Below are 23,197 nucleotides of genomic sequence, written 5' to 3'. Positions count from 1 at the left end.
TCAATTCAGTTGATCAGCAGTCATCAGAGGTGGGAAGATCACACCGTTGACCTTCCGTTCGTCTCCGATTTTTTTCATGTGAACGATCATGTGAATGGTGGCTCTGATGTCATCGACCACCTCTGACTTTTGAACGGTCGGAGATCCGCGCCGCACCATTTTGCTCATCCGCCCGATGGCATCGACGGGCGAGTTGGCGTGCATGGTGCAGACAGATCCGTCATGGCCGGTGTTCACCAGTTCCAGGAACATATTCGCGTCGTCGCCCCTGATTTCACCGCAAACCAGCCGGTCAGGCCGGAGGCGCAACGCCGATTCAAGCAGCTTTGTTGGGGATCGAGGCCCATTTTCTTCGGAACGATCAGCAAGCAAGCCCACGAAATTTGGTTGCTCGATGTCCAGCTCGGCCACTTCCTCAATCGTCACGATCCGTTCGCCTGGATCGACGCGTTTCAACATCGCATTCAAGACGGTGGTTTTGCCCGACGATGTACCGCCCGCAATAATCACATTCCATTTGCTTTGCATCGAGAGGTCGGCCAGCTCGTCAAAGCCCATCGTGCCCGCTGCAAGCGCCGCCCGAGCATTCTCAAGTGCGCTGTGGTCGTTGGATTCTGCCAATGCGGCCTTTTTGCTGGCGAAGCTGAAAGCGCCCAGGTCAACGCTTTTCACGCGGAGCAGGCGGATCGCAACACACTGTTGGATTACTAGTTGGCGCAAGGGAGGCAGACGATGGATGATTACACCGATTTGAATGCTGAAAAGGAAGCCACTCTCGAAGTTTATCCTTGTAAATCTTCCGTTGAATGGAATAAATGCAGGGTATGATCGAGCGCGGTGACAAAAAATCAGTTGAAGATTCTCTGGAGAACCAGGCGGGCGTAGTCCTGCTTGGGCCGCGACAAGTTGGTAAGACAACGCTCGCACAGGATATCGCTGAAAGCCGTGATGCTGTCTATCTCGATATGGAGAGATCTGCCGATCGCCAGGTACTCGAAGAGCCCGACCTTTATCTCGATGAACAGGTTGGCCGCTTGGTGGTGATTGATGAGGTTCAACTTATTCCGGACCTGTTCAAGGCCTTACGTGGTCAAATTGACCGACGCCGAAGGCAAGGGCATCGGACTGGGCAATTCCTGCTGCTGGGGTCGGCCTCGAACACGCTTTTGCACCAAAGCGCAGAATCCCTGGCGGGACGGGTAAGTTACCACGAGCTGACGCCTTTCACCTTGTCGGAAACCGGAGCAGACGCGATCTCCGCGCTCTGGCTGCGGGGTGGGTTTCCAGACAGCTTCCTGGCGAAGAACGACCGAACCAGCCTGGCGTGGCGCGAGGATTTCATCCGCACCTATCTGGAACGCGATGTTCCAGCTTTCGGATTGCGCATTCCAGCGGAGACATTGCGCCGGTTCTGGACAATGCTCGCCCATGAGCAAGGCGGGTTAATCAACGCGGCAAAACTCGCTGGCAACCTGGGTGTCTCCGGCCAGAGCGTCGCGCGTTACCTTGACTTGCTGGTTGACCTGATGCTGGTGCGTCGCCTACCGCCCTGGCATTCCAATGCCGGAAAACGGCTGGTTAAGTCTCCCAAAGTTTATATCCGCGATTCCGGTCTAGCCCATGCGCTTCTTGGGATCGAAACACAGGAAGACCTGCTGGGGCATCCAGTAGTCGGGGGCAGTTGGGAAGGATTCTGTATTGAAAACCTGATTGCTGCGGCACCACGCGGAACAGAAGCAAGCTTCTATCGCTCTTCAGCAGGGGCTGAGGTGGATCTGATGTTGAAATTTCCCCGCGGCGCCCTTTGGGCCATAGAGATCAAGCGGACGACTTCAGCGAAAGTAACGCGTGGGTTTCACATCGCGACAGAAGAACTGGACGTCTCAGAACGTATCCTTGTCTATGCAGACGACAGGGAGGTTCCGGGGCAGGGAGGGTTCAGGGCAATGCCTCTCATAAGCGCTATGGAGCGGCTGGCGTCTGCATAGACGTGAGAGGGGCAGGGCCTACGATAGCGTGTCTGAAAATGAACGTGGTATACCACCTCTGACAGAGTATTTCGGCAACTGAAAATCATCACGAAGGGCGGAAACCAGCCGTTCTCTGCAAGGGGTCTGCTCCGGCTGGGGGCAGAATGACACCCTAAGGCTGGGCGTCATCGATTTTTCCACCTGTATTCGCCTGTGAGCAGGATATGCGCCCATCCGAGTGGCGAGATATGCGCCAAGAGTTGAGGTGAACAGTCGAGACCAGCTCGCATTCGCGTGGTGGCGGCGTGGCCAAGATGTTTGGTGTTCCAATAAATGATGGTCGCGGCCAGCAGGTTAAGCCCGGCCATACGATAGTGCTGCCCTTCAGAAGTTCGGTCTCGGATTTCGCCCTGGCGACCGATACGGAGGGCGTTTTTCAGCGCATGATGTGCCTCACCCTTGTTCAGGCCGACTTGTGCGCGGCGCTGCATGTCGGCGTCAAGCAGCCAGTCGATAATGAACAGGGTGCGTTCAATCCGCCCGATCTCCCGCAAGGCGACAGCCAGTTCGTGTTGACGGGGATATCCAACGCGTTGGTCGGTATCTTTGTCCCAACGATTTTTGTCGAGCGCCGCTCCCCCAGCCCGAAAGGAAAAATCATGCCTGCATCAGATGTTCTTCGCCCGGATGGCTCCGACTACGACCCTTTCCTGCTTGCAGAAGTGGGTGAAGACAAAACCGGTGCAACAGTCACGGTTTTGTCAGCCCTTGCGCGTCTCGGGCTCGAGCCTTGGACCGAGGCTCGTGAGCTTACACTTCTGGGCCGAGATGCAGCGCATGCCCGGCTGAAAGCACATCTTTCAACAGTCAGAGATGTACCCACGCTTGATCATGCGAGTGGCAGTGTGGCGACAAAGTTGGTAGCCTTGTTACCTAAGCGTGTGTCGCACCGCGTCTCGAAACTGCCAGAGACTATAAAGTACAACGGCCCCCGGATCCCGATTTATTGGATGCTGATTGCACTCATGGGCGCTCTGATGCTTGCGCGGATCATTTATCTGGCTCAAGCGGGCTAACCTGCGTCAGTAACAAGGCGCTCTGAAACCCGTTAGGTGACATGTGTCCGCTGTGTATTTGGTTGGCATTTTTTTGAGTATCTGAGGGGCGCGGGGAACATGGAGCTCCCCAAAAGGACTGTATGAGTCTCGTGCTTCTTATTCTCGGACCGTCCAGGAAAGGACATTCCAATGAATGATGAAGACCAGAGTCAGGAAAACCACACCGTCAAGCACATGGCCTCTGTCAAGGCCGCCTGGGACAAAGCGCCTGAAGGCCCCAAAAAGGCCACGGCTTTGAAACACTATCAGGCCGCTGAAAGTGCCCATGAAGCCGAAAATGACGAAGAGGCTCACAAGGAACTCAAGGAAGCCAGTCGGGCGCTGATGTAACGTCACGCGTTGAAGATGTAAACAGGATCGTCCAAAACCAGATTGTGGGGCCCAATCAGGCCAGAAGCGGCCGCTTCTGATCCAGATACGCTGGATCGAAATCCGCCAGTTTAACCAGACCCTCATAGTTATTGAACGTCACAAACCCATCCCGAAATGTAACCAGCTCGTCCTCCCTGAGTTTGCGCAGGACGCGGTTGACGTGAATGGCGCTCAATCCCAGTGCATCGGCAAGATGGTACTGTGTGAGCGGGCAGGCATAGCCTTTCTTGCTGCCCATCCCCACAAGCGACAGCCTGACTCCAAGTTCCAGTAGGAAATGTGCCATGCGCGCATCCGCATCACGCCGCCCAAGTCCTACAAGATGTTCGACAACCATCGCTTCGTCGCGTGACACGGCCCATAAAATTGCAGTAGCCAGCCGAGGTGTCTCTGCGAAGGCTTGCAAAAGATCGCTCACCAGAACCTCGGCGGCTTCGATATCAACAATCGGCTCAATGCCGTGGTCTGACGTGTGCAACAAAACGCTGCGCAGCCCAAGAAAATCCCCTGGAATCTGGAAATCGACGATTTGGCGTGATCCGTCAGGCTGAATCTTATATGAAACAACCCAGCCAGCGGCGAGGATATAGGCAGCCTGTTCCGATTGTCCCTGATGAACAAGATCTCGGCCAGCCTCAAAGGTTCTCCTCCGCTGATGCAATTGTTCTAAAACGGCCAGTTCCGCCTCTGCCAAGGCAACAAATGCCGAGAGTTTCTGTGTTAGCGGGCTGGTGTTGGTGTTCATCGTTTGGTTTCCCCGAGCCTGCAAAGACTCTACGAAGAATTTCGTATTGAGGCTACTTTCGATCAGTCCAAAATACCAAAACTCATGTGACAATAGAAAACCCATCACCACCTCGCCTGGTCGCGAATCCAATGACCTTAAAAGGAATGACCCCAATGTCAGACCACCATGATCCCGCAGGCATGGCTGCACTCTCGATCTGCGAGGCTCTTCTACTTGCCTTAAACGATCTCAATCTTCTTCAGGAACGTGAGATCGTCGGGGTTTTGCGCGATGCTGCTGTGACCCACGAGTGTGCCAAAGGTTCGGAATTAGAGCAAGAAACCCATTTGGCAGTCGCCAAATTGATCAACGAGATTATTGTCAGCGGTAACTTCTCGCGCCGATCTTAGATCACTCGGCCGGGCACTTGGACGTCCTGTTGTTCGTGTTTCTACCGACGATGCTCCTCACAGCAATTGCTGGCATGTGGTTCTTTTACGTGCAGCACCAGTTCGAAAAAACCAGTTGGCAGCGGGAACATGATTGGAGCATTCAGGATGCGGCGCTTGAAGTCAGTTCACACTTTGCACTGCCCGGAATGCTGCGCTGGATCACCAGGAATACCGGAGTTCACCATGTTCATCATCTGGCCAGCCGTATCCCGTTCTATCGTCTTCCCGAGGTCCTTCGAGGTCATGACGTCTTTGCCAACACCCGGCGCATCACTCTCCGCGATAGCTTGCGCTTCCCAAGCCTCGCGCTCTGGGACGAAACCGAACGCGTCGTTATAGTGAGTTATGAAACAATCCGGGAATGGATCAGAAACTTCGGAATCCAAATTGCGAAGCATGCCAGAGCGGCGCTCCAATGGCCTTCGGACACCATGGGCCGGAGTTGCCGCTATTGCCCATGTCTCCATCCTTTCCTGACGACGCGAATCCTGCACGCTCCGCCTTGGTTGCAATCTTCGTCTTGCGATTATGAAAATTACTTTTTCTTATTCCCGATCTTGACCGGCCTCTGACCCTTTGAGAAATCGGCCGTCGCCACAATTTTTTCCTTTGCTTTCTTTGGCTTTTTAACTTCGCGGTTGCCGCGCCTCTTGTCACCTTTTGACATCTGAAATCCTTTCAGGTTGGTTTCTCTCAATACGTTTGCATGTCACAGACCGACCGATTGCATTGTGGTAGTCCCCTAGTTGGGTCAAAAGACCTGCGTCACGCCCTCAAGGGTTCCAAATCTGATGCAGTTCCGGACCTGTAGGGTTTTTGTGCGACCATCGCCTCGGTTGTGATCAGCAGGCTTGCAATCGACGCCGCATCTTCCAGAGCAACCCGAACAACTTTGGTGGGGTCAATGATCCCCGCTGTCAGCATGTCAACATAAGTTTCCGTTTGAGCGTCGAACCCGAAGGATGGATTTTCGCTTTCGATGATCTTTGCCGCGACGACCGATCCGTCCACGCCGGCATTCTCGACAATCTGGCGCAGCGGCGCCTGGATCGATCGCCGGACGATCCTGATGCCGGCATCCTGGTCGGAGTTGGCACCCTTAAGGGTCGCAAGCGCTTTGTCTGAATGGAGCAGCGCAACACCACCGCCTGGAACAACACCTTCCTGAACCGCCGCGCGAGTGGCGTTCAACGCGTCGTCAACCCGGTCTTTGCGTTCCGTTACCTCAATCTCCGTGGCCCCTCCGATCCGGATGATGGCGACTCCGCCGGTCAGTTTCGCAAGACGACTCTGCAGCTTTTCCCGTTCGTAGTCGGACGTCGTATCTTCGATTTGGGAGCGAATCTGGGCGACCCGTGCTGTGATTGCTGATTTGTCGCCCGCGCCATCAATGACGGTCGTATCGTCCTTGGAGATGACGACTTTCTTTGCGGCACCGAGCATGCCCAGCGTGACGGTTTCAAGCTTGGTCCCCAAATCGGTCGAGATCACTTGGCCGCCCGTCAGGATCGCGAGATCCTCCAGCATCTCCCCGCGGCTATCCCCAAACCCAGGCGCCTTCACGGCGGCAACTTTCAATCCGCCACGAAGCTTGTTGACCACAAGCATGGCCAGCGCATCGCCCTCCACGTCCTCGGCAACAACCAGAAGCTGCTTTTCAGCTTCCATGACTGCTTCGAGCAACGGCACCATGTCGGCAAGAGACGACAACTTGCTCTCGTGGAACAGGATAACGCAGTCTTCCAACTCTACGCTCATCTTGACCACATTCGTTATGAAATATGGACTAAGATAACCACGATCGAAGTGCATACCTTCGACCACTTCGGTTTCGGTGTCCAATCCCCTGCTCTCTTCAACTGTGATTACGCCTTCTGTGCCGACCGCAGCCATCGCGTGAGCGATCTGACGGCCAATCGCTACATCTCCGTTGGCGGAGATGGCTCCTACCTTCGCAATTTCAGCACTGTCACCAACCGGTCGGGACAGGTCCTTGATCTTTGCGACGACGACCCGGACGGCTTGCTCAATACCTCGCTTCAGATCCATCGGGTTCATGCCAGCCGCAACGGCTTTCATCCCTTCCTTGACGATCGCCTGAGCCAGAACGGTAGCAGTGGTTGTGCCGTCGCCAGCCTCTTCGTTGGTGCGGGACGCGACTTCCTTCACCATCTGGGCTCCCATGTTTTCAAAGTGATCCGGAAGCTCGAATTCTTTGGCAACAGTAACGCCGTCCTTGGTGATACGCGGGGCACCGTAGGATCTGTCCAAAATGACGTTACGACCTTTGGGACCAAGAGTGATCCTGACGGTGTTCGCCAGCATGTTGATCCCTGTTAGCATTCGGGTGCGCGCATCAGCACTGAATTTGACGTCTTTAGCGGACATGTCGGGAACTCCCTGAGACAAGGATTGGGTGATGGTCTACAGCGTCGGAAAAAACCGACTGGTCCATGGTCTTTTCGTCTTCGTCGAAAAGGCGACGTAGAGTGAATGGCCTCGAAGCGCTCCTTTTTAAGGTTTGCCGAGCAGAACAGCACTGGACGGAGGCGTGCTGATCGGGCGAGTTTCATTCGGGCGGGTGCGGTGGCGGTTTCTTTTTCGGGTCCACTTCAAAGGTCGGGGAGCCAAACCACTACTGCGCGGTGTCACAAACATCGAACCGTGTTTTCGGTGGCTATGATCGCGTTAATCAAGTCAGCAACGGCCTGATGGCTTTTGGTTTCCAATTCTGTTCTTGGATCGTTTTCGGTTCTTGGATCGTTTTCGTGAGCCGTCACAGCAGCGCGTAATACCCTCGCGACTTGGCGTTCCGGAAGCAATTTTTGATTGTTCAAGGAGAGCGACGGTGCCTCACTGGTCGAGAGTGCCGCCATTCCTTCAAACTCTGTCGGGTCAGACATCATGGGCCGTTCCTGTTGCGTGAATTCATCAGATTCAGAATTGGGCCCGATGAATTCAACCATCGTCGCAGAATATTCTGCATGCTGGACTGATTGAAAGCAGCTTCGCGTCGAATTTTCTCACGAAATTTTCGTCGCACTCGGAGTATCCAATAAAAACAAGTGAAAACAGTCCTCTAACACGAAAACTATCTGCAATCGTCGCTCTTTCGGGTGCTGAACGGTTGGCCATCCCATACTCTACAGCGAGATCGATCAACCTCCGTCCTGTCGGGACTGCGCTCCCCGCTTCAGACGCGGGAACTCAGATCAGGCGGTGGCCTCCTTTGTCCATTGATAGTCGGTTCCATTTTTCCAGAGGGTCAGCATAAGCTCGGCGATTTTGCGGGCCGTCGCGACCGCCGCCTTGCGGAAGCCGCGCCGTCCGGCCAGTCGCACGGCCCAGCTTTTCAGCCGCGAGAAACGTTTCACTTGGTGGATGACGCATGACGCCGCCTCGAACAGTAGCCCGCGCATCGCACCATCACCGCATTTCGAGACCCGCCCCGACCAATCCACCTCGCCAGACTGATGCCGCTTTGGCGTCAGTCAGCCACACGCGGTAATTCTTCAGCACGCGCCCAAGCGAGAACGTCGATGCGACTTCCCAAACATGGCCATGCCCGATCCCTGCGATGAGATAACCCTGATCGAGGCTTTTGCGGACACAGAGGTGATTGGCATGACAATCAACCACGAAGGAATGAACGAAACTGAAATTACAAAGGCCATCACAGGCTATAACTGCAAATTGTATCTCCCAATCACTGACGCATTGAATCGGCCTTCATCGAACCTGGTGAACATGGTTCTTTCGGCATTTCCGCGCTTGCAGCCTATACCCGTAGCGACGAGGAAATGACTGCGCCGCGCATCACTGTTGATCTGAGCAAAATTCGCCACAACACCCGATGCCTCGTTGATCGCCTGAAACCACACGGGATAACAGTTACAGGTGTGACAAAGGCCGTATGCGGTCATCCTGAGATTGCGAATGCCATGCTCGAAGGTGGTGTGACTGGACTGGCGGACGCACGGATCAGCAATGTCGTGCGTATGCGCAATACTGGGATCTTGTGCCCCATAACCTTGATCCGAACCCCCATGTTGAGCCAGGTCGAGCAAGTCGTTGAAAATTGCGATGACAGCTTCAACACAGAGATGGATATCATCGCAGGGCTAGCCATCGAGGCGCGGCGAAAGAACGTTATTCACAACATAATCGTGGTAGTGGAAATGGGTGATATGCGGGAAGGAATTCTGCCTGAACACCTTGAAGGTACTGTGTGTCAAGTCCTTAAAACAGAAGGTGTCTCTCTGAAGGGGATTGCTGCAAATTTCGCCTGTCTGGGTTGTGTGGCACCTACTCCGGAAGCAATGACCATGCTTTCTTCGCTTGCCGTCGACACTGAGCGCGCATGTGGATCCATTCTTGAAACAGTATCAGGCGGCGGCTCTGCCAACTTACCTTGGGCGCTTGGCAAAGAAACGGCCGGACAGATCAACAACCTGCGTCTGGGTGAGGCCATCCTGCTGGGTACCGATCCCATAACGGGGCAACCGATCAAAGGGCTCTATACAGATGCTTTCAAGCTTTTGGCGGAAGTGATCGAAACGAAAGCCATAGCAAACCCAAATCCAGTGCAAATGACTGATCCAGTGCTTTCAATGGTGTGTGCGACCATAGACAGACCATCGAACACTCGGTCGATCCTTGCTATTGGGCTCCAGGACACCGATGCGGTCGGTCTTACATTTCCCGCTGGCGTCACCTTCATTGGAGCAACCAGCGATCATATCGTTGTTGAAACGACCAATTCACCACTTCGCGCTGGTGACGAGATGACCCTGAATATGAAGTACAGCGCACTCACGCGCAGTATGGCTGCGCCCGATGTTGCAAAGGTAGTCCGTCGGGAGAAAGCTCTGCCGGAGTGCATTGCTGCAAAGCAATGATCGACCATCCCCGAATTGAACGTAACGCAGTCCGGTCGCAACTTATTTGGTCCGCGACTCAGTAAAGGTCTTATTCTGCGGCATTGCGTAGTAAATTGAGCCGCCAATCACTATATTGGTTATAGCTGCAATTGGTTTTCACGCTCATCCTGGGCATGAAAGTGTTGCGGACAATCAAAGGATCGAAAGCATGTCTTTCAAAGACCTGACGACCAGAGCGGATGCCGCGCTGAAGGCCAATCATGCGGACAAGCCAAAAAAAGAACTGGCCCCCGAGGAACCTGACGTCGGCCCCGAAGATCCAAAGCCCAAGCCTCAAAGTTCATAAGACCCTGCCGGGAGTGGGTGACTTGTCCTGAATATGTCTCCGAACGAGCGGTATCAGCTAAGGAGACGCACGCAAATGGACCAGATAACCAGTAAGACCATCGCAGTCTTCTCCCGACCGTTCACATTCTCGGGCTTTGACGAAATGCTCCCGGCTGGTGAGTACGAAATAGAAACCGAGCTTTCTGCACCGCCCGACTATTTGGATCCAGAAGCCTGGAAAGCCTCGGTTTTGGTTTACCTGCACCCCCGTGAAACCCATCCCGGGTTGGCGCGAACCTTGACCGTTTCTCTGGCTGATCTCGACAGTGCACGTGCATTGGACAAATTGTCCAAAAAAGAGTTGTCGAAGTTTTTACTTGATCAACTTCTGGCCGATCCGATGGTGCAACTGATCATGGAAGCAGATGGTGTGTCCGAGACTCGACTTCGACACCTTTACTCGAAATCGGATATTTCAGAGTCGCCCGGCGGATCACCGGATTGAGGAGCCAAACGCTCAAAATGCGGAGGCGATTTCCAAGACACCCTCACAATCCAAATAGCTGAGAATGAATAGATGCCTGTCCATACCGCTAATCGCTCCTCGAATTGCAGGCGGCCTCTCGCGTTCGTTTGAACCTGGCGTCTCCGGCGCAATCTCCAAGCAACGGGAGAGTTTTTTCTCAACTCTTTCTGACGGGGCAACTGAGTGACCCGAACGGAAACCAAGGCTTTAAACTGATGAAAGAACCCGACAACGATACAGAAGCGATCTTGGATCGCGCCCTAAATGACGTGCCGCAAGAACGCGCATGCCTACGTTGCAGAACTCCATTCTGGAGCGAAGGGTTTGGGGAGCGGATTTGTCGGCGCTGCAAAGGACTGAGCGCGTGGCGAAATGGTGTGTCGGTTAGTCCTGGGTTAGCTCGGCGTCGTTAATTTCTGACAACAGTGCAGCCGCCCAAGTTTGAACATATTTCAGGCGATGTTATTGGTGTATAAGACCTCTTCACCCTGATTTTCCTTACCAGCCCATCGGTTAGCATAATCTTTTCAAGATCGTGCAACTCTTCGGGGGATCAAGGCTTGTTTGATGCTCCTCAGCAGCCCATCTATACTGGGCTAACGTTTTTCTTTTTCGACCTGCTGTCTCCCAAAATCGGCGTTCAGTCTTTCGATTCAGACCGACCACGCCGAGCTGTCGCAATAGTGCGGGCGGCTGTTATTAGGAGACTTACACCATGGCAAATGGCACCGTGAAATGGTTCAACTCAACCAAAGGCTTCGGCTTTATTGAACCAGAAAATGGCAAGAACGACGTATTCGTACATGTTTCGGCGCTTGAACGGTCCGGCATCAGTGAACTTCAAGATGGCCAGAAGGTCACTTTTGATTTGGAAACTGGTCGTGACGGGCGCGGCAATGCCGCTAACCTGGCGCTGGCCTGAACGTCTTACGGGCACCCTTGTGGGTGCCCGTTCGGACATTTAGGTCCGATGAGAGATCGGAGGGCCACCAGGTTGCAACCTCAGGATTGGACCAGAGTTCTCGCGCAATACCGCGCACCGAACACCGGACGCAGTGTCTTCGAATTGACAATCACTGTTGTACCTTTTGTTGTGTTATGGGTCTCTGCGTGGCATGCATTGTCCATTAGTGTCTGGGTCTCCATTTCGCTGGCAATATTGAATGCCGCCTTCCTGGTCCGCTTGTTCATAATCATGCACGATTGCGGTCATGGGGCGTTTTTCAAAAGCCGTGTACTTTGCAATTGGACAGGCCGGTTTCTGGGTGTTCTGGCGCTCACACCATATGATGCCTGGCGCCAAACCCATGCAATTCACCATTCTTCAACCGGTAATCTGGATCGGCGCGGTATCGGAGACTTACCGACCTTGACTGTCGACGAATATGTGAACCGCAAGTGGATCGGACGCGCCTTGTATCGCTTGGTTCGACACCCATTGTTCATGTTTGGCGTCGTCCCAATCTATACGTTTTTTATCCTATATCGGCTGCCCGTCGGATTAATGCATGCTGGCTGGCAGTATTGGCTAAGCGCAATGACGACAAACGTTGTGATAGCTACTGTTTTGGGTGGAGTCTATTGGGTCGGTGGTGTGGATGCACTGTTGTTTGTGTTTCTCCCCACTATGATTTTAGCTGCTTCAATCGGTGTCTGGCTTTTCTACATCCAGCATCAATTCGAGCACACAACCTGGGAACACGAAGAGCAGTGGAAACTACAGCATGCAGCTTTCTATGGCAGCTCTCACTATGCCCTACCTGGTCCTCTACGCTGGTTCACTGCGAATATAGGTGTGCACCATGTTCATCACATGGCCAGCCGGATACCTTTTTACAGACTTGATGAAGTGCTGCGCGATCACGGTGAACTCGCCGATTGTCAGCGCATCACGCTCTATGAAAGCCTGCACTGTGCGCGGCTGCACCTTTGGGACGAAAGCCGTCAACGCCTGCTGACATTTTCTGAGGCGTTATCGCACGCAAAGCCTGCATAGCTTTCAATGTAGTCTGGCGCGCACGAGGTATGCTTCGATTGTATCCTCACCAAGGGCTCGAACGGCCTCTAGACGGTGGAGATCGGTCAGAGCCCTCATTACCAGTTCTTTGTGATGCAGCGAATGTCGGTTTCAGAGTGGCATGCTAAAGAGGCTACATAAGTGGTCACGAATATGCCGATACACAAGGCGAATGCCAGATTGAAACCATTCCTTTCATCGACATCCGGGGCCGTGGAAAAAGCGTTAGGCCCACGAACATTGTAATACCGCCGCCAAGTGGTTATGTTAAGTCCACTAAAGTTCTGGTTTTCTGCGGCCTAGGCGTATCGCCTGCTAGAGTGAACTAAGTTCTTCCATCATGAAAATTCAGCTGTCACGTCCTCTACTTGGATCTGATGTTTGGGAAGGTTGCCGATGTTTTCGCGCACAACCACATCGCTTGTGACGTTTGTTGATCCGTTGTGGTGATCAGACGCACCGATGGTTTGTCAAAGAACCACAATGAAACTGTTGATCAAACGAGCTTCCGGTAGGTCCGAACTGCGCCTATCGGTCATCGCGGCTTGGGAATGGCCCTAGCGCGAGAATAAGAATGCGCAAAAAGACACAAAACAGCGCGGCGGCGCTTTCTCCGCCAGAGGATCTAAAATGACATTTCCAGAATGGACGAAACCGGGCATCTACGGTGCTTTGTGTGGTGCGATTGCGGTCTCAATCCTTGGCTTTACTTGGGGAGGCTGGACAACCAGTGGCAGCGCTCAAGAATTGGCTAAGGACCGTGCAAGCGAAGAAGTGACGCTCGCGATGGTGCCGGTTTGCCTGAACAGGTCAGCTGCTGACCCCAAGCGAGAAGAAATCATCTTAACCCTCCAAGAGGCCTCTGGCTTCAGTCGCCGCAAGGCTATGATGGATACGGGTTGGGCTACGCTGCCGGGGTCAGATACGCCAAGCCGCGACCTTGCAGATGCTTGTATCGCGGGGCTAGAGCTGGATGGGTCATAACTCAAAGGCAATGCCGCAGCTCCGTCGGGCGACTAGGGGAGCACATCTGTTCTCAGGCATTCAGATGATTGCTGCGCTAATTGTGTTCCCAATCTGCGCTCTGCTTCTGCTTTCAATGCCCTCACATGCCCAATCCACATCGCAATCTGTGCCTGAAAACGCCACTGTAAGGAGTTACGGTGACGGTTGGAAATGTAACGTCGGATATAGATTGAGTGGCGACGTCTGCGCCGCTGTCATAGTGCCAGAAAATGGGTATCAGACCAACAGCACCTATGGTCTTGGTTGGGAATGTCTTCATGGTTTTCGCGAATACGATGATACGGCCTGTGTTGCGGTGATTGTTCCTGATGGCGGATTCCTTGATCCATCAGGTGAGCGCTGGAATTGCTTGCGCGGTTTTCTCAAAGTCGACGACACGTGCCAAGAAATTGTCGTGCCGGCAAACGCTTATCTGGCAACCACTACCTATGGACCCGCGTGGGAATGCAAACGTGGGTTTGAAGCATCAGGCGACCTTTGCGTCGCCATAGCAGTCCCGGCCAATGCTTATCTGAATTCATCAGAATACGGCCAACCCTGGACATGCGAACGTGGGTTCTTTGAACAGGACGGGTTGTGCGCGGCCATTGTGATCCCTGAACATGCCTACATTGACGACGCAACCTACGGCACGGGATGGAAGTGCGAGCGGGGATACGCAATCTCAGGTACGAGCTGCGAAACTATAGACATCCCCGCGAATGCCCATCTTGACAGGTCCGGAAACCGTTGGGACTGCAACAAGAATTTCAAGTTATCTAAGGGTCTGTGCATTCTCGATAACTGAGTGCGCGGCACGACATTCTCGATTTCATTACCCGATGGTGACGACAGCGTTGCCTTCGGCGTCGACTACACAAGGGAAACATCATGAAAACCGACTTTAGCGCGGCAAACACTATACGTCGTCCAGTCAGCGGTGCACAAGCGCCGCCATTGAACAGCGACGAATACACAAGATCAACCTCTGCCACTCAAATCGCCTTGCCGCCAACTGCGATTGTCTATTGCCAAGGTAACTTCGCCAACAATGATGGCAAAACTGCAAATGGCCTCGTTCGTCATTCAGAGGCCTACAGGATCCTGTCTGTCATCGATAGCGACCATGACGGTGAAGACAGCGGGCTGGTACTTGACGATACAGTAAACCACATTCCAATCTTCAAAAACCTGGATGCTGCCGTCGTTCATGAAACCGAGATTCCCAACACCCTCATTTTTGGGATGGCGCCATCTACGGGGAGACTCTCATCAACGGATCGCGACGTTGTTCTCGACGCTATATCACTTGGTATGAACATAGTCAGTGGGTTGCATGAATACCTGAGCGATGATCCAGAAATTGCTTCTTTTGCGGCCGAACGCAAAGTCACCATCCGCGATATTCGAAAACCTAAACCCAGCAAGGATATGCGCCTGTTCGATGGAAGTATTGCTGGTGTGAAAGCTCTGCGTATAGCGGTTCTTGGGACCGATTGCGCCATTGGAAAGCGGACAACAGCGACTGTATTGGCCCGTGCATTGAACGCAAGAGGCATCAAGACTGTTCTTGTTGGTACGGGCCAGACGGGTTTGATGCAGGGAGCAAAATATGGTGTGGCAATGGATGCCGTGCCGCCGCAGTTCTGCTGCGGCGAGCTTGAAGGCGCGATAGTTGACGCGTCGGATTCTGAACAGCCCGATGTCATATTGATCGAAGGCCAAGGGGCGTTGAGTCATCCGGCCTTCTGCACATCCGCCTTTATCCTTCGGGGTAGCCAGCCGGACGCCGTGATCCTTCAGCACGCTCCAAAGCGCGCACATCGATGTGATTTTCCCAATATGCCAATGCCTAAGCCTGCAAGTGAGATTGCCCTTATCGAAGCGTTTGCTGACACAAAAGTCATCGGCGTCACACTCAATCACGAGGGGATGTCTGAGGCCGAGATTACCGACACTATCGCCGCACAGTCACAAATACTCGGGCTGCCCGTAACGGACGTACTTAGCCGGCCGGCATCGCATTTGCTCGCAATGGTTGTCGCCGCCTATCCTGGGTTGCATCAATCCACGCCTGTGGCTGCGATATGAGCACCCCCCGCATTGAGGTGCATCTGAGCAAGATACGCCACAATGCGCAGACTGTGGTCGGGCGACTTAAGACACGCGGCATCAGTGTCACCGGTGTGACCAAGGCAGTGTGTGGGCATCCAACCATCGCTCGGGCCATGCTAGACGGTGGCGCTGTGGGACTTGCAGAAGCGCGTCTTAGCAACGTGCGGAAGTTACGCAATGCGGGCATGGCATGCCCGATCACCTTGATCCGTACACCAACGCTGAGCCAGGTCGATCAGGTCGTCCAGTACTGTGAGGCAAGCTACAACACAGAGATCCTCGTGATTACCGCTCTGGCCGCCGCCGCAATCCGGAAGGACTGCATTCACGGCATTATTCTGATGGTTGAGATGGGCGATCTGCGCGAAGGGATCATGCCAAAATACCTAGGCTCAATTGCACAACAAGTGGTGGATATGCCAGGTGTCGCGCTGAAGGGCATCGGAGCGAACTTCGCATGTCTGAGTGGAATTGCCCCGAATGCCGCAGACATGGACACCTTGTCTGTCCTGGCAAATGACATAGAGGGACAGTGTGGTCCCTTCCTTCAGACGGTATCTGGTGGTAACTCGGCCAACCTTCCTTGGGCCTTAAGTGGACACCCAGCTGGTCGCATCAACGATTTAAGGCTGGGGGAAGCAATACTTCTGGGCGTTGATCCGGTTTCCGGAGATCAGATAGGCGGGATGTATACGGATGCCTTTACGCTTGTCGCCGAGGTCATTGAAACAGGGTCCAAACCCTCATCTTACCCTCAGAGCATCTGCGACCCGGTATTCAAAAGACTTCACCTTGTCCCAAAAAGTGGACAGAGCACACAATTAGTTCTCGCCATTGGTCAGCAAGATACGGACGTTTTGGGGCTTTCTATGCCTCCTAGAAACAGACTCATCGGTGCAACAAGCGATCATCTTGTCATCGGCACATCCCATTCGACACAAAACGTAGGATCGGAAATGAGGTTCCAAATGAACTATAGTGCGTTGATGAAAGCTATGTCCGCTCCTGACGTTAAAACAAAGCTGCTCCGTGGCAGTCCTTCACGACACGCGCGTGTCTCTCAAGGACCAGGCAATCACCTGGCATCAATTTGAAATACTCACCTGATAAATGCGCCGTTGGAAACGGATAGGAGAATAGCCATTGGCAAAGCTGAAAAAAGCAACTGTATTCAATGCACACGTTCCCAAGGCGGAAACGCCGATGGAAAAAACAACGCGGGTCGTAAGGGAAATGGTCAACGAAGAAGCAGAGCAAAGACAGATCAAGAACGCTCGGCTTCGCAAAACTCGGCTCGAAAGGGATGCGAACACACCATCTGACGCCTGCTCGCCGAAACCCGTCAAAAAGCGATGACAGCGCCTCTGACACCCTTATTCGTGCAACTTAAATGATTGAAATAAAACACCTAGCGAACTATGCATTTCTCCTGCATCAGTAGCGCCCCACCCCCTTCAAAGAGATTGCCATGACGAATTCAGATGAGAGCTCGGAAAAAGTTCACTACATCTGCCAGACATATGTGGAAAAGAAGCCTGGATGCGATGGGCAAGGAACTTTGAAAATTGACAAGCAATTTGAGTATTCCACAGCGTCGGAGGCACAAAACAGAGCAGAAAGAGAAGCCCAATCTGAAGAATGCGCGGGTGCTGATGCCTACATGGTCAGCGAGGATCCGAACAGCGGCGAAGTCGGGTCACCAAGTTTCATCGTAAGGCTTGGCAATGTTCCGGAATTTGATGAGTTTTGATTATTCAATTGGCCTCAGCTTAACACTCTATCTGCACTTCGAAGGTGGCATTACCTCAGCCAGAAAACTACCTATTAGGTGCCAGCAGAATGGACCGTTTTGAGCATGGATATTGCCAATAAACTGGGTCATGAACACCAGAAAAGCGGTCATTGGCGCTACCCCGCGAAAGCTAACTTTGTCCCGCAGACCGTGAGTTCGAGCGTTCCCAGGTTTCGTTCTTGCGGCGAAAGTCGTGTGTGGATGGCTCCTGCATAGCAAGACATTTTTTGAGCTGATGCGAGCGCCTGTCAGATGCAGTCGTGTGTCCGGCCTGTTTGCGCAGCGCACGCGGCTGCTGGCCCTGATGGTTTCCGCTGACCAAGTCCCAAACGGCAATACGGACAACATGTTGTCCCAGACATTCGACGGGGTGTCTTGGTTGGCGGGCTGACATTGCTCCATCATTTCAATGGTCTTGCGTCTCTTTTGTCCCTTTTGGGCCCAACTGACCCGAGCGTGCATATTTGGGCGTCATGAAAAACAAATAGTGAACATGTAAACTAGTTGCCATTCGTTGTGCCCTATGCGAACCGATAAGACGCGGGGTGATTTCAACGGACAAACTGGACTTTTGCGTTTGCGGCGGATGCACGTGCCGAAAACCCAAAACTTTGAGCCTATTAAACGCGAATGGGGTCGGTGGCGTCTGGTCCCAAACATCGCGTTGGCAGCAACGGGTGTCGGTCGCAATTTGGCTTTCGGCGCTTCGCCTTTCGTCCAAATCCACCGGTTCTTCCGTCATCTCTTTGTCCTCCGATTCATTAGCGTTCGGCCGCAGCCGTCAGGCCGGGAGAGGGAGGAGACGTACTCCCAGACGGCTCTCCGGCCTCCATTCCTCTCAGAAACCTGAAAAGTTCGCTATCGGTTGTCAGGACCAGCGTCGTTCCGCCTGAAATCATGTCCTTGTAGGCCTGCATTGTCCGGGTAAACGCATAGAATTCGGCTGCTTGGGCGTCGATGTTGTAGGCTTTTGCGTAGATCGCAGCCGCCGAGGCGTCAGCCACGCCGCGGATTTCCTCGACGGCGCGATACGCTTCGGATTGTATCTTGTTCAGATCGCGAACCCGGTTGCCGCGAATTCGCGCGGCTTCGCCATTGCCTTCGGAAAGAAAACGTTCAGCGATCTGGCGACGCTCAGAGATCATGCGGTCATAGATCTTCGGACGCACACTCTCATTGTAATTGATCCGCTTGAAACGGATATCGAGAAGCTCGATCCCAAATACACGAACCTTCTCTGAGGCGGCTGCGAAAATCTCTTGTTCCACAAGTGCGCGGCCTTTCTGGATAGGAACCAGAGAACCTATGTCCTGCGCGCGCTCCTCATCAGTCAGAAGCGTGTCCCGCAGCGGGATCCGGCCTTTCGTAGTCCGGATAATCTCTATCAACTCGTGTTTTGCGACGGCATTGCGGGTTTCGCTGCCGAGAATATCGTCCAGACGGGATTGCGCGCTGCGCTCATCGCGCAGCCGCAGGAAATATTGCAACGGGTCGGTGATTTTCCAGCGGGCGAACAGATCGACGGAAATGTAGAGCTTGTCCTTGGTGGGCATGTCGGACGGATTGCCATCCCACTCAAGAACCCGGCGGTCGATCCGGTTGACTTCCTGAACGATGGGCAGCTTCAGCTTTAAACCGGCCGTTATAACTGGTTCTCCCACGGGTTTGCCGAATTGGGTGATAATGGCCTGTTCGACTTCGCCAACTGTGTAGAGGGAACCGGAGGCAATCACGCCAACTGCAGCCGCAATCCCTGCAATGAGACCCAGTCTGATACTCATGACGGATCCTCCTGAAGCCTGTCGAGGTTCAAAAGCGGCAGGATGCTCGCAGTCGATCCTTCGACAATGATTTTTGACAGGATTGTGGGCAGAACATCCTGGAGGGTTTCTATGTATATCCGCCGCCTCGTGACCTCTGGTGCCTTGACGTATTCGGCCAAAAGCGCGGTGAACCGCGCAGCGTCGCCTTCCGCCTCGTTGATGCGTTTCAGGCGATAACCGTCAGCCTCTCGAATCCGCTGATCTTTCTCGCCCTCGGCCAGCGGAATGACTTTGTTGTACTCGCGGCGCGCCTCGTTGATCAGGCGTTCCTTTTCCTGCTGTGCCTGGTTGACCTCATTGAATGACGCCTGAACAGGCCCCGGCGGGTTGATGTTCTTCAGCTGCACCTGGTCGATACTGATGCCCATGGCGTATTTCGTGGACAGAGCCTGCATCTTAAAAAGTGCCTCGCTCTCAATCTCTTGCCGGCCGATGGTAATGACCTCGTCAACCGTGCGGTCTCCAACGACCTCGCGCATCACGGACTCAGAGACGTAGCGCAAAGTCGCGCTTGGCTCGCGTACCTCGAACAGGAACTTCAGGGGGTCCGAGATCCGGTACTGCACCACCCATTCCACAAGCGCGGCGTTCAGATCTCCCGTGACCATTTCGGTTTCACGTCGGCCGTCAGACGGGCTTTGGAAGGGATCACTCCTGCCCGGCGTGGTGAATCCGAATTCCTGCTTCAGCTGCCGTTTCACGGGCACCAGTGTGGCAACGTCGATGCCAAGCGGGAATTTGAAATGCAGGCCAGGCGGAACCTCAGCAGTGTATTTGCCAAAGCGCTGGACAACGGCGACCGAGTCGCTCGGGACAGTGTAGTAAGAAGACCAGGCCACAACCGCCGCCAAGACTATCGCTCCTGCAACAAGAACTCCCCTCAGCGGCGGCCGCCCATTGGGGAACAATCCGCTCAGGCGGTCGCGGCCTTGACGTAGAATATCGTCAATCTCGGGAGGATTGCTCTTCTGTTTGCTTTGCCATGGCCCACGGTCTTCCGGGCCGCCGTTCTGGTCGGGCATATCGTTTTCTCCCTTGCTCGTGCGAACCGGCACTCGGCGCAGACCCTGGCGGTCGGCGGGGTGGATTCACGTGTCTTATTCCCTCTGTGTCGGCATTCCTTCGTTCTCCGCAGCCTGTATTTGTGAGTTTTCTTGTGGCGATGTACCTGTTGTATCCGCATCCCGTGCCTCTTTGTCCGCTTGAGATGCGCGCCCGCCCGCGTAGAGATGCCGAAGCTGCATCTCGGAAACACCGTCGGCCTCCATCACCAGCCGAACCATCGGGTCTGCCAGCATTTCTTCGAGGAAAATTTCGGCCAGATCTTTTCCGGTCAGCTTGTCCTTTGCCAGGGCGTCATCGAGGTCGGCCAGTGAAACGGTCAAGGTTCTCGCCAGGCCGGGGTGGGATGCCGGAGAATGCAGCCTCACCGCTACAGATGCTTTCCAGACTTCCGGGTGCAGCTGGTCGGGCGGTGAACACAGTTCCGTTTCAATGTCATACTCTCCTGCCGGAAGCCTCTCGTCGAAGTCAGGCACACTGAAAGGCCGGGCGAAAACCGCAATTGACTTTCTGACTAGCTCGTTCATAGGAGAAGTCCTCTCATCAAAGCGACAAGCGCGCCAAAGCTGCGGCTGCCAGAGCATTGCCCTTGTCGTGGTAGTCCCCGTGGAATACGCCATCCACCTTGACCTCCCAGATCCCATTCCTCTCTCTGACACGGACACGATCAGCTTGCGCAGTGGGATAATAGGGGTGTGCCGAAGTTTGTCTCTTTTCCGGTTGGTGCAATGGCTTAACGAGTACGCTGGAGCTCACCGCCTTTGGCAATTGCGTTTCTCCAAGGGTCATCACGGCGCGAATGAACTCCTCCGCGTAGTCATCCGCGTTCCGGTGGTCATGCTCGTGCCGCACCATGGCCATCGGCTCAACAAAACGCTTCTTCAGGTGCTCAACAAAACGCGGTTCCGTGTGCGACATGTAAGCAATGAGCGACTGGAGAACCCGTTCATGGGCTAGAACGCGCCGTTCAAGATCGGTTGTTTCAGGCAGAGTTGGTGACATGGCGCTGCTCATCCTTCATTGATCGTGTTTTCCGGACGCTCCGGTGACTTGTTTACGTCAAGGGCTGCAAGGCAGGCTTGCGCGATGTCCCGGTTCGGGGTCTCTGTGCCTGGTATCGTCACCCAGCCAGCCGCCATCTTGGCAGCCCGTTCCGGATCGGATCGGGCCATATCCAGACAGACAGGCACCAATGCGGTGGCAACATGTTCACGGGCCATAGCCACGGACCTGTCGTTCGAGGTTCGGCCGGTTACCCAGCCGCCCCAAGAAAATCCAGCTATACTAACAAGTACCGCACCGATGACGGCGCCGTAGAGGCCAGGTTTAAGCCATTCGGGAGTGTTCATTGTAGTTCCTCCAGCGGCAAAGCGCCGCCTCGCTATCTTCAGGTGTCATATTGAATGCCGTGGCCAAGTGCCGTATCCAGGTCGGTCCAGGAAATTGGTCGCATTTCTGTTCGGCCCAGCGAACGCCATTTGCCGTTTATGGTCAGGAAAATCGCTGTTCTGCGGTATTCCGTGAAACTCAGCGTCTCGATAAGTTCTTCCTCAACCAATACTTCGTATTCACCGGCAGGCAGCTCGTCCGAATATCCGGATAGGGTAAACGGTCGCGGGAAGGTCACGGTGGATCTGATTGAACGCAGCGCCATCCCCGGTCTCCGCGATGTATACGTGCCTTCCGCGCTGCAAGGGCTGCCGTATCCTGATTGCAGAGTGGTAGCCTGCATTTGCGGTCATCATACATTATCCCAGAACCGGGCGATGCGCGCTGACCCATGTTAGCGCCGCTGGGACCCGGGCCGTGCCGGCGAACCTTGGAGCTGCCCTGATGCTTGACTTCAGAAGTTTGGACACCGGCTGATCTGCGTCAGCGCGTGCTCCAGGCGATGCGGGTATGATCGAAACAATACGAAACATTTTGATCTTGCCAGAGGAGACCCCGGTCAGTCGGCACGTTCGCTCCCAAGATCCGAAAACATTAAAAAGGAGGAAATGGTGATGCCCGCAGGTGGCATTCTTTACCCGCATAGCCCTGAGTTCGATCGGTTTTTGCAAGCCTTCGTTGGTGAGGATCGGAAGGGCAATGCTGTTACGGCACTTTCGGCCCTTGCAAGGCTAGGCTCTGGACTCATAACCAAAACAACACCGTTGCCGCGAGGGCGATGGCAGACATGAAGATAATAGGGCACCTGTCGTAGCGGGTCGCGATCCTGCGCCAGTCTTTCAGCCGCCCAAACATGTTCTCAATCTTGTGGCGGCTTCGATAAATCTTGGTGTCATGTTGGATGACGTTTTTGCGATTCCGGCGCGATGGGATGCATGGTTCAATGCTTCTTTCAAGCCTTCTCGGAACCAGTCGGCATCATATCCGCGATCCGCTAACATCCATTGCGCAGCAGGTAGTGAGGGTAAGAGCGCCCGTGCGCCGATGTAGTCGCTGACGTTCCCCGCTGTCAGAAACAGCTGAATTGGGCGACCCACCGCATCCGTAACGGCATGGAGTTTGGAGTTCAGCCCGCCCTTTGTGCGACCAATTAGGCGGCCACGCCCCCCTTTTTAAGCCCCATGCTGGATGCTGTACGATGGGTCTTCAGGTGGGTCGCATCAATCATTAGCGTACTTGTTGCATCGCCTTGAGCGGCCAGTTCGGTCAGGATGCGCGCAAAGACGCCCATGTGGGACCATCGAGCCCATCGGTTGTAAAGCGTCTTGTGTGGCCCATAATCGGAGGGAGCGTCCCGCCAACGCAAGCCATTGCGAATGACATGTATGATGCCGCTGAGAACCTTTCGGTCGTCAGCACGAGCAACCCCCCGTGGCTTTGGAAACATATGCTTGATGCGGTTGAGACGCTCTTGGTCGAGCCAGAATAGATGCGACATGGACAATCCTCCTGTCGCACATGAATCACGTTTATTGGGCGAATGGAATCGACCATCGTAAGGTCCGCTATCCAGCCCAAACCAGTCATCCGACAAAAATCGTCAGATGACGGCACCGAGCCCA

Annotated in this window: 28 protein-coding genes and 2 pseudogenes; 17 read left to right on the top strand and 13 right to left on the bottom strand. The window is 54.1% G+C overall.

The annotated features are described in order from the left end of the window. Entirely contained in the window at window positions 1–927 is a 927-nt protein-coding gene (locus tag DS906_RS06520; RefSeq protein ID WP_255415373.1) for an ATPase, T2SS/T4P/T4SS family, read from the bottom strand. Here DS906_RS06520 and DS906_RS06515 point away from each other — a divergent pair. Next, window positions 825–1,988 (top strand): ATP-binding protein, encoded by a 1,164-nt coding sequence (locus DS906_RS06515; RefSeq protein WP_113789414.1) that lies wholly within the window; start codon window positions 825–827, stop codon window positions 1,986–1,988. The two genes, DS906_RS06520 and DS906_RS06515, sit on opposite strands and share 103 nt — an antisense overlap. A 167-nt stretch (window positions 1,989–2,155) precedes the next feature. Here DS906_RS06515 and DS906_RS06510 read toward each other — a convergent pair. Further along, window positions 2,156–2,554 (bottom strand): annotated as a pseudogene (locus DS906_RS06510) (Tn3 family transposase); the annotation flags it as partial. 663 nt (window positions 2,555–3,217) lie between these two features. Between DS906_RS06510 and DS906_RS06500 the strand changes: the two are divergent. Beyond that, window positions 3,218–3,418 carry a hypothetical protein gene (locus DS906_RS06500; protein ID WP_113789405.1) on the top strand — a complete coding sequence of 67 codons (201 nt, stop codon included), beginning with the start codon at window positions 3,218–3,220 and terminating at the stop codon, window positions 3,416–3,418. A 55-nt stretch (window positions 3,419–3,473) separates the two neighbouring features. On the opposite strand, the gene DS906_RS06495 is transcribed toward DS906_RS06500, so the two are convergent. After that, the gene (locus tag DS906_RS06495; RefSeq protein WP_113789413.1) at window positions 3,474–4,205 is read right to left on the bottom strand and encodes a Crp/Fnr family transcriptional regulator; all 732 of its coding nucleotides are present in this window, start codon (window positions 4,203–4,205) and stop codon (window positions 3,474–3,476) included. A 155-nt stretch (window positions 4,206–4,360) separates the two neighbouring features. On the opposite strand from DS906_RS06495, the gene DS906_RS06490 reads away from it, so the two are divergent. Further along, window positions 4,361–4,597 carry a hypothetical protein gene (locus DS906_RS06490; protein ID WP_113789404.1) on the top strand — a complete coding sequence of 79 codons (237 nt, stop codon included), beginning with the start codon at window positions 4,361–4,363 and terminating at the stop codon, window positions 4,595–4,597. Between the two features lie 17 nt (window positions 4,598–4,614). Continuing rightward, the gene (locus DS906_RS06485) at window positions 4,615–5,211 is read left to right on the top strand and encodes a fatty acid desaturase (protein WP_233494710.1); all 597 of its coding nucleotides are present in this window, start codon (window positions 4,615–4,617) and stop codon (window positions 5,209–5,211) included. Window positions 5,212–5,404: 193 nt separating this feature from the next. On the opposite strand, the gene groL is transcribed toward DS906_RS06485, so the two are convergent. From groL to DS906_RS06470, 3 genes are all read right to left on the bottom strand, one after another. After that, a complete protein-coding gene (gene groL, locus DS906_RS06480; protein ID WP_113789403.1) occupies window positions 5,405–7,027 on the bottom strand; it encodes a chaperonin GroEL in 1,623 nt (540 codons plus the stop codon). 260 nt (window positions 7,028–7,287) lie between these two features. Continuing rightward, a complete protein-coding gene (locus DS906_RS06475) occupies window positions 7,288–7,605 on the bottom strand; it encodes a hypothetical protein (protein ID WP_233494709.1) in 318 nt (105 codons plus the stop codon). Between the two features lie 246 nt (window positions 7,606–7,851). Further along, window positions 7,852–8,058: a hypothetical protein gene (locus DS906_RS06470; protein ID WP_233494713.1), complete on the bottom strand. Its 207-nt coding sequence runs from the start codon at window positions 8,056–8,058 to the stop codon at window positions 7,852–7,854. An 88-nt stretch (window positions 8,059–8,146) separates the two neighbouring features. Between DS906_RS06470 and DS906_RS06465 the strand changes: the two genes are divergently transcribed. From DS906_RS06465 to DS906_RS22620, 13 genes are all read left to right on the top strand, one after another. After that, a complete protein-coding gene (locus DS906_RS06465) occupies window positions 8,147–8,443 on the top strand; it encodes a DUF1611 domain-containing protein (protein WP_233494712.1) in 297 nt (98 codons plus the stop codon). After that, on the top strand, window positions 8,440–9,537 hold the full coding sequence (locus DS906_RS06460) for an alanine/ornithine racemase family PLP-dependent enzyme (protein WP_113789402.1): 1,098 nt from the start codon (window positions 8,440–8,442) through the stop codon (window positions 9,535–9,537). Before DS906_RS06465 ends, DS906_RS06460 begins: the two co-directional genes overlap by 4 nt. A 190-nt stretch (window positions 9,538–9,727) precedes the next feature. Continuing rightward, a complete protein-coding gene (locus tag DS906_RS22155; RefSeq protein WP_158541291.1) occupies window positions 9,728–9,865 on the top strand; it encodes a hypothetical protein in 138 nt (45 codons plus the stop codon). Window positions 9,866–9,940: 75 nt separating this feature from the next. Then, on the top strand, window positions 9,941–10,351 hold the full coding sequence (locus DS906_RS06455; RefSeq protein WP_113789401.1) for a hypothetical protein: 411 nt from the start codon (window positions 9,941–9,943) through the stop codon (window positions 10,349–10,351). A 736-nt stretch (window positions 10,352–11,087) separates the two neighbouring features. Further along, window positions 11,088–11,294 carry a cold-shock protein gene (locus DS906_RS06450; RefSeq protein WP_113789400.1) on the top strand — a complete coding sequence of 69 codons (207 nt, stop codon included), beginning with the start codon at window positions 11,088–11,090 and terminating at the stop codon, window positions 11,292–11,294. Between the two features lie 72 nt (window positions 11,295–11,366). Then, on the top strand, window positions 11,367–12,368 hold the full coding sequence (locus DS906_RS06445; RefSeq protein ID WP_369934209.1) for a fatty acid desaturase: 1,002 nt from the start codon (window positions 11,367–11,369) through the stop codon (window positions 12,366–12,368). A 651-nt stretch (window positions 12,369–13,019) separates the two neighbouring features. Further along, window positions 13,020–13,373 carry a hypothetical protein gene (locus tag DS906_RS06435; RefSeq protein WP_113789398.1) on the top strand — a complete coding sequence of 118 codons (354 nt, stop codon included), beginning with the start codon at window positions 13,020–13,022 and terminating at the stop codon, window positions 13,371–13,373. Between the two features lie 211 nt (window positions 13,374–13,584). After that, a complete protein-coding gene (locus tag DS906_RS06430) occupies window positions 13,585–14,202 on the top strand; it encodes a hypothetical protein (protein WP_233494708.1) in 618 nt (205 codons plus the stop codon). A gap of 83 nt (window positions 14,203–14,285) precedes the next feature. After that, window positions 14,286–15,485 carry a DUF1611 domain-containing protein gene (locus tag DS906_RS06425; protein WP_113789396.1) on the top strand — a complete coding sequence of 400 codons (1,200 nt, stop codon included), beginning with the start codon at window positions 14,286–14,288 and terminating at the stop codon, window positions 15,483–15,485. Beyond that, window positions 15,482–16,603 carry an alanine/ornithine racemase family PLP-dependent enzyme gene (locus DS906_RS06420; RefSeq protein ID WP_113789395.1) on the top strand — a complete coding sequence of 374 codons (1,122 nt, stop codon included), beginning with the start codon at window positions 15,482–15,484 and terminating at the stop codon, window positions 16,601–16,603. The genes DS906_RS06425 and DS906_RS06420 overlap by 4 nt, the downstream gene beginning before the upstream one ends. 49 nt (window positions 16,604–16,652) lie before the next feature. Next, entirely contained in the window at window positions 16,653–16,865 is a 213-nt protein-coding gene (locus tag DS906_RS06415) for a hypothetical protein (RefSeq protein ID WP_113789394.1), read from the top strand. Window positions 16,866–16,977: 112 nt separating this feature from the next. After that, window positions 16,978–17,259, top strand: a complete 282-nt coding sequence (locus DS906_RS06410) for a hypothetical protein (protein WP_113789393.1) — start codon at window positions 16,978–16,980, stop codon at window positions 17,257–17,259. A 304-nt stretch (window positions 17,260–17,563) separates the two neighbouring features. Beyond that, complete coding sequence (locus tag DS906_RS22620; protein WP_255415372.1) at window positions 17,564–17,692, top strand: hypothetical protein; 129 nt, start codon at window positions 17,564–17,566, stop codon at window positions 17,690–17,692. 370 nt (window positions 17,693–18,062) lie between these two features. Here the strand turns inward: DS906_RS22620 and hflC are convergent, their stop codons facing one another. The 7 genes and pseudogenes from hflC to DS906_RS06370 all read right to left on the bottom strand — a co-directional run bounded on the left by hflC (window position 18,063) and on the right by DS906_RS06370 (window position 23,073). Next, entirely contained in the window at window positions 18,063–19,082 is a 1,020-nt protein-coding gene (gene hflC / locus DS906_RS06400; RefSeq protein ID WP_113789391.1) for a protease modulator HflC, read from the bottom strand. Next, window positions 19,079–20,146 (bottom strand): FtsH protease activity modulator HflK, encoded by a 1,068-nt coding sequence (gene hflK / locus DS906_RS06395; protein WP_113789390.1) that lies wholly within the window; start codon window positions 20,144–20,146, stop codon window positions 19,079–19,081. The genes hflC and hflK overlap by 4 nt, the downstream gene beginning before the upstream one ends. A 75-nt stretch (window positions 20,147–20,221) precedes the next feature. Further along, window positions 20,222–20,770: a hypothetical protein gene (locus DS906_RS06390; protein WP_233494707.1), complete on the bottom strand. Its 549-nt coding sequence runs from the start codon at window positions 20,768–20,770 to the stop codon at window positions 20,222–20,224. Then, the gene (locus DS906_RS06385) at window positions 20,730–21,188 is read right to left on the bottom strand and encodes a hypothetical protein (protein WP_233494706.1); all 459 of its coding nucleotides are present in this window, start codon (window positions 21,186–21,188) and stop codon (window positions 20,730–20,732) included. Before DS906_RS06385 ends, DS906_RS06390 begins: the two co-directional genes overlap by 41 nt. An 8-nt stretch (window positions 21,189–21,196) precedes the next feature. After that, complete coding sequence (locus DS906_RS06380; protein ID WP_113789387.1) at window positions 21,197–21,535, bottom strand: hypothetical protein; 339 nt, start codon at window positions 21,533–21,535, stop codon at window positions 21,197–21,199. 38 nt (window positions 21,536–21,573) lie between these two features. Next, the gene (locus tag DS906_RS06375) at window positions 21,574–21,840 is read right to left on the bottom strand and encodes a hypothetical protein (RefSeq protein WP_113789386.1); all 267 of its coding nucleotides are present in this window, start codon (window positions 21,838–21,840) and stop codon (window positions 21,574–21,576) included. A 479-nt stretch (window positions 21,841–22,319) separates the two neighbouring features. Beyond that, window positions 22,320–23,073, bottom strand: a pseudogene (locus DS906_RS06370) (IS5 family transposase). Window positions 23,074–23,197 lie beyond the last annotated feature (124 nt).

This window comes from Ruegeria sp. A3M17 (assembly GCF_003318255.1).
Lineage (GTDB): Bacteria > Pseudomonadota > Alphaproteobacteria > Rhodobacterales > Rhodobacteraceae > Ruegeria.
This window is presented reverse-complemented; position numbering and strand designations above follow the sequence as displayed.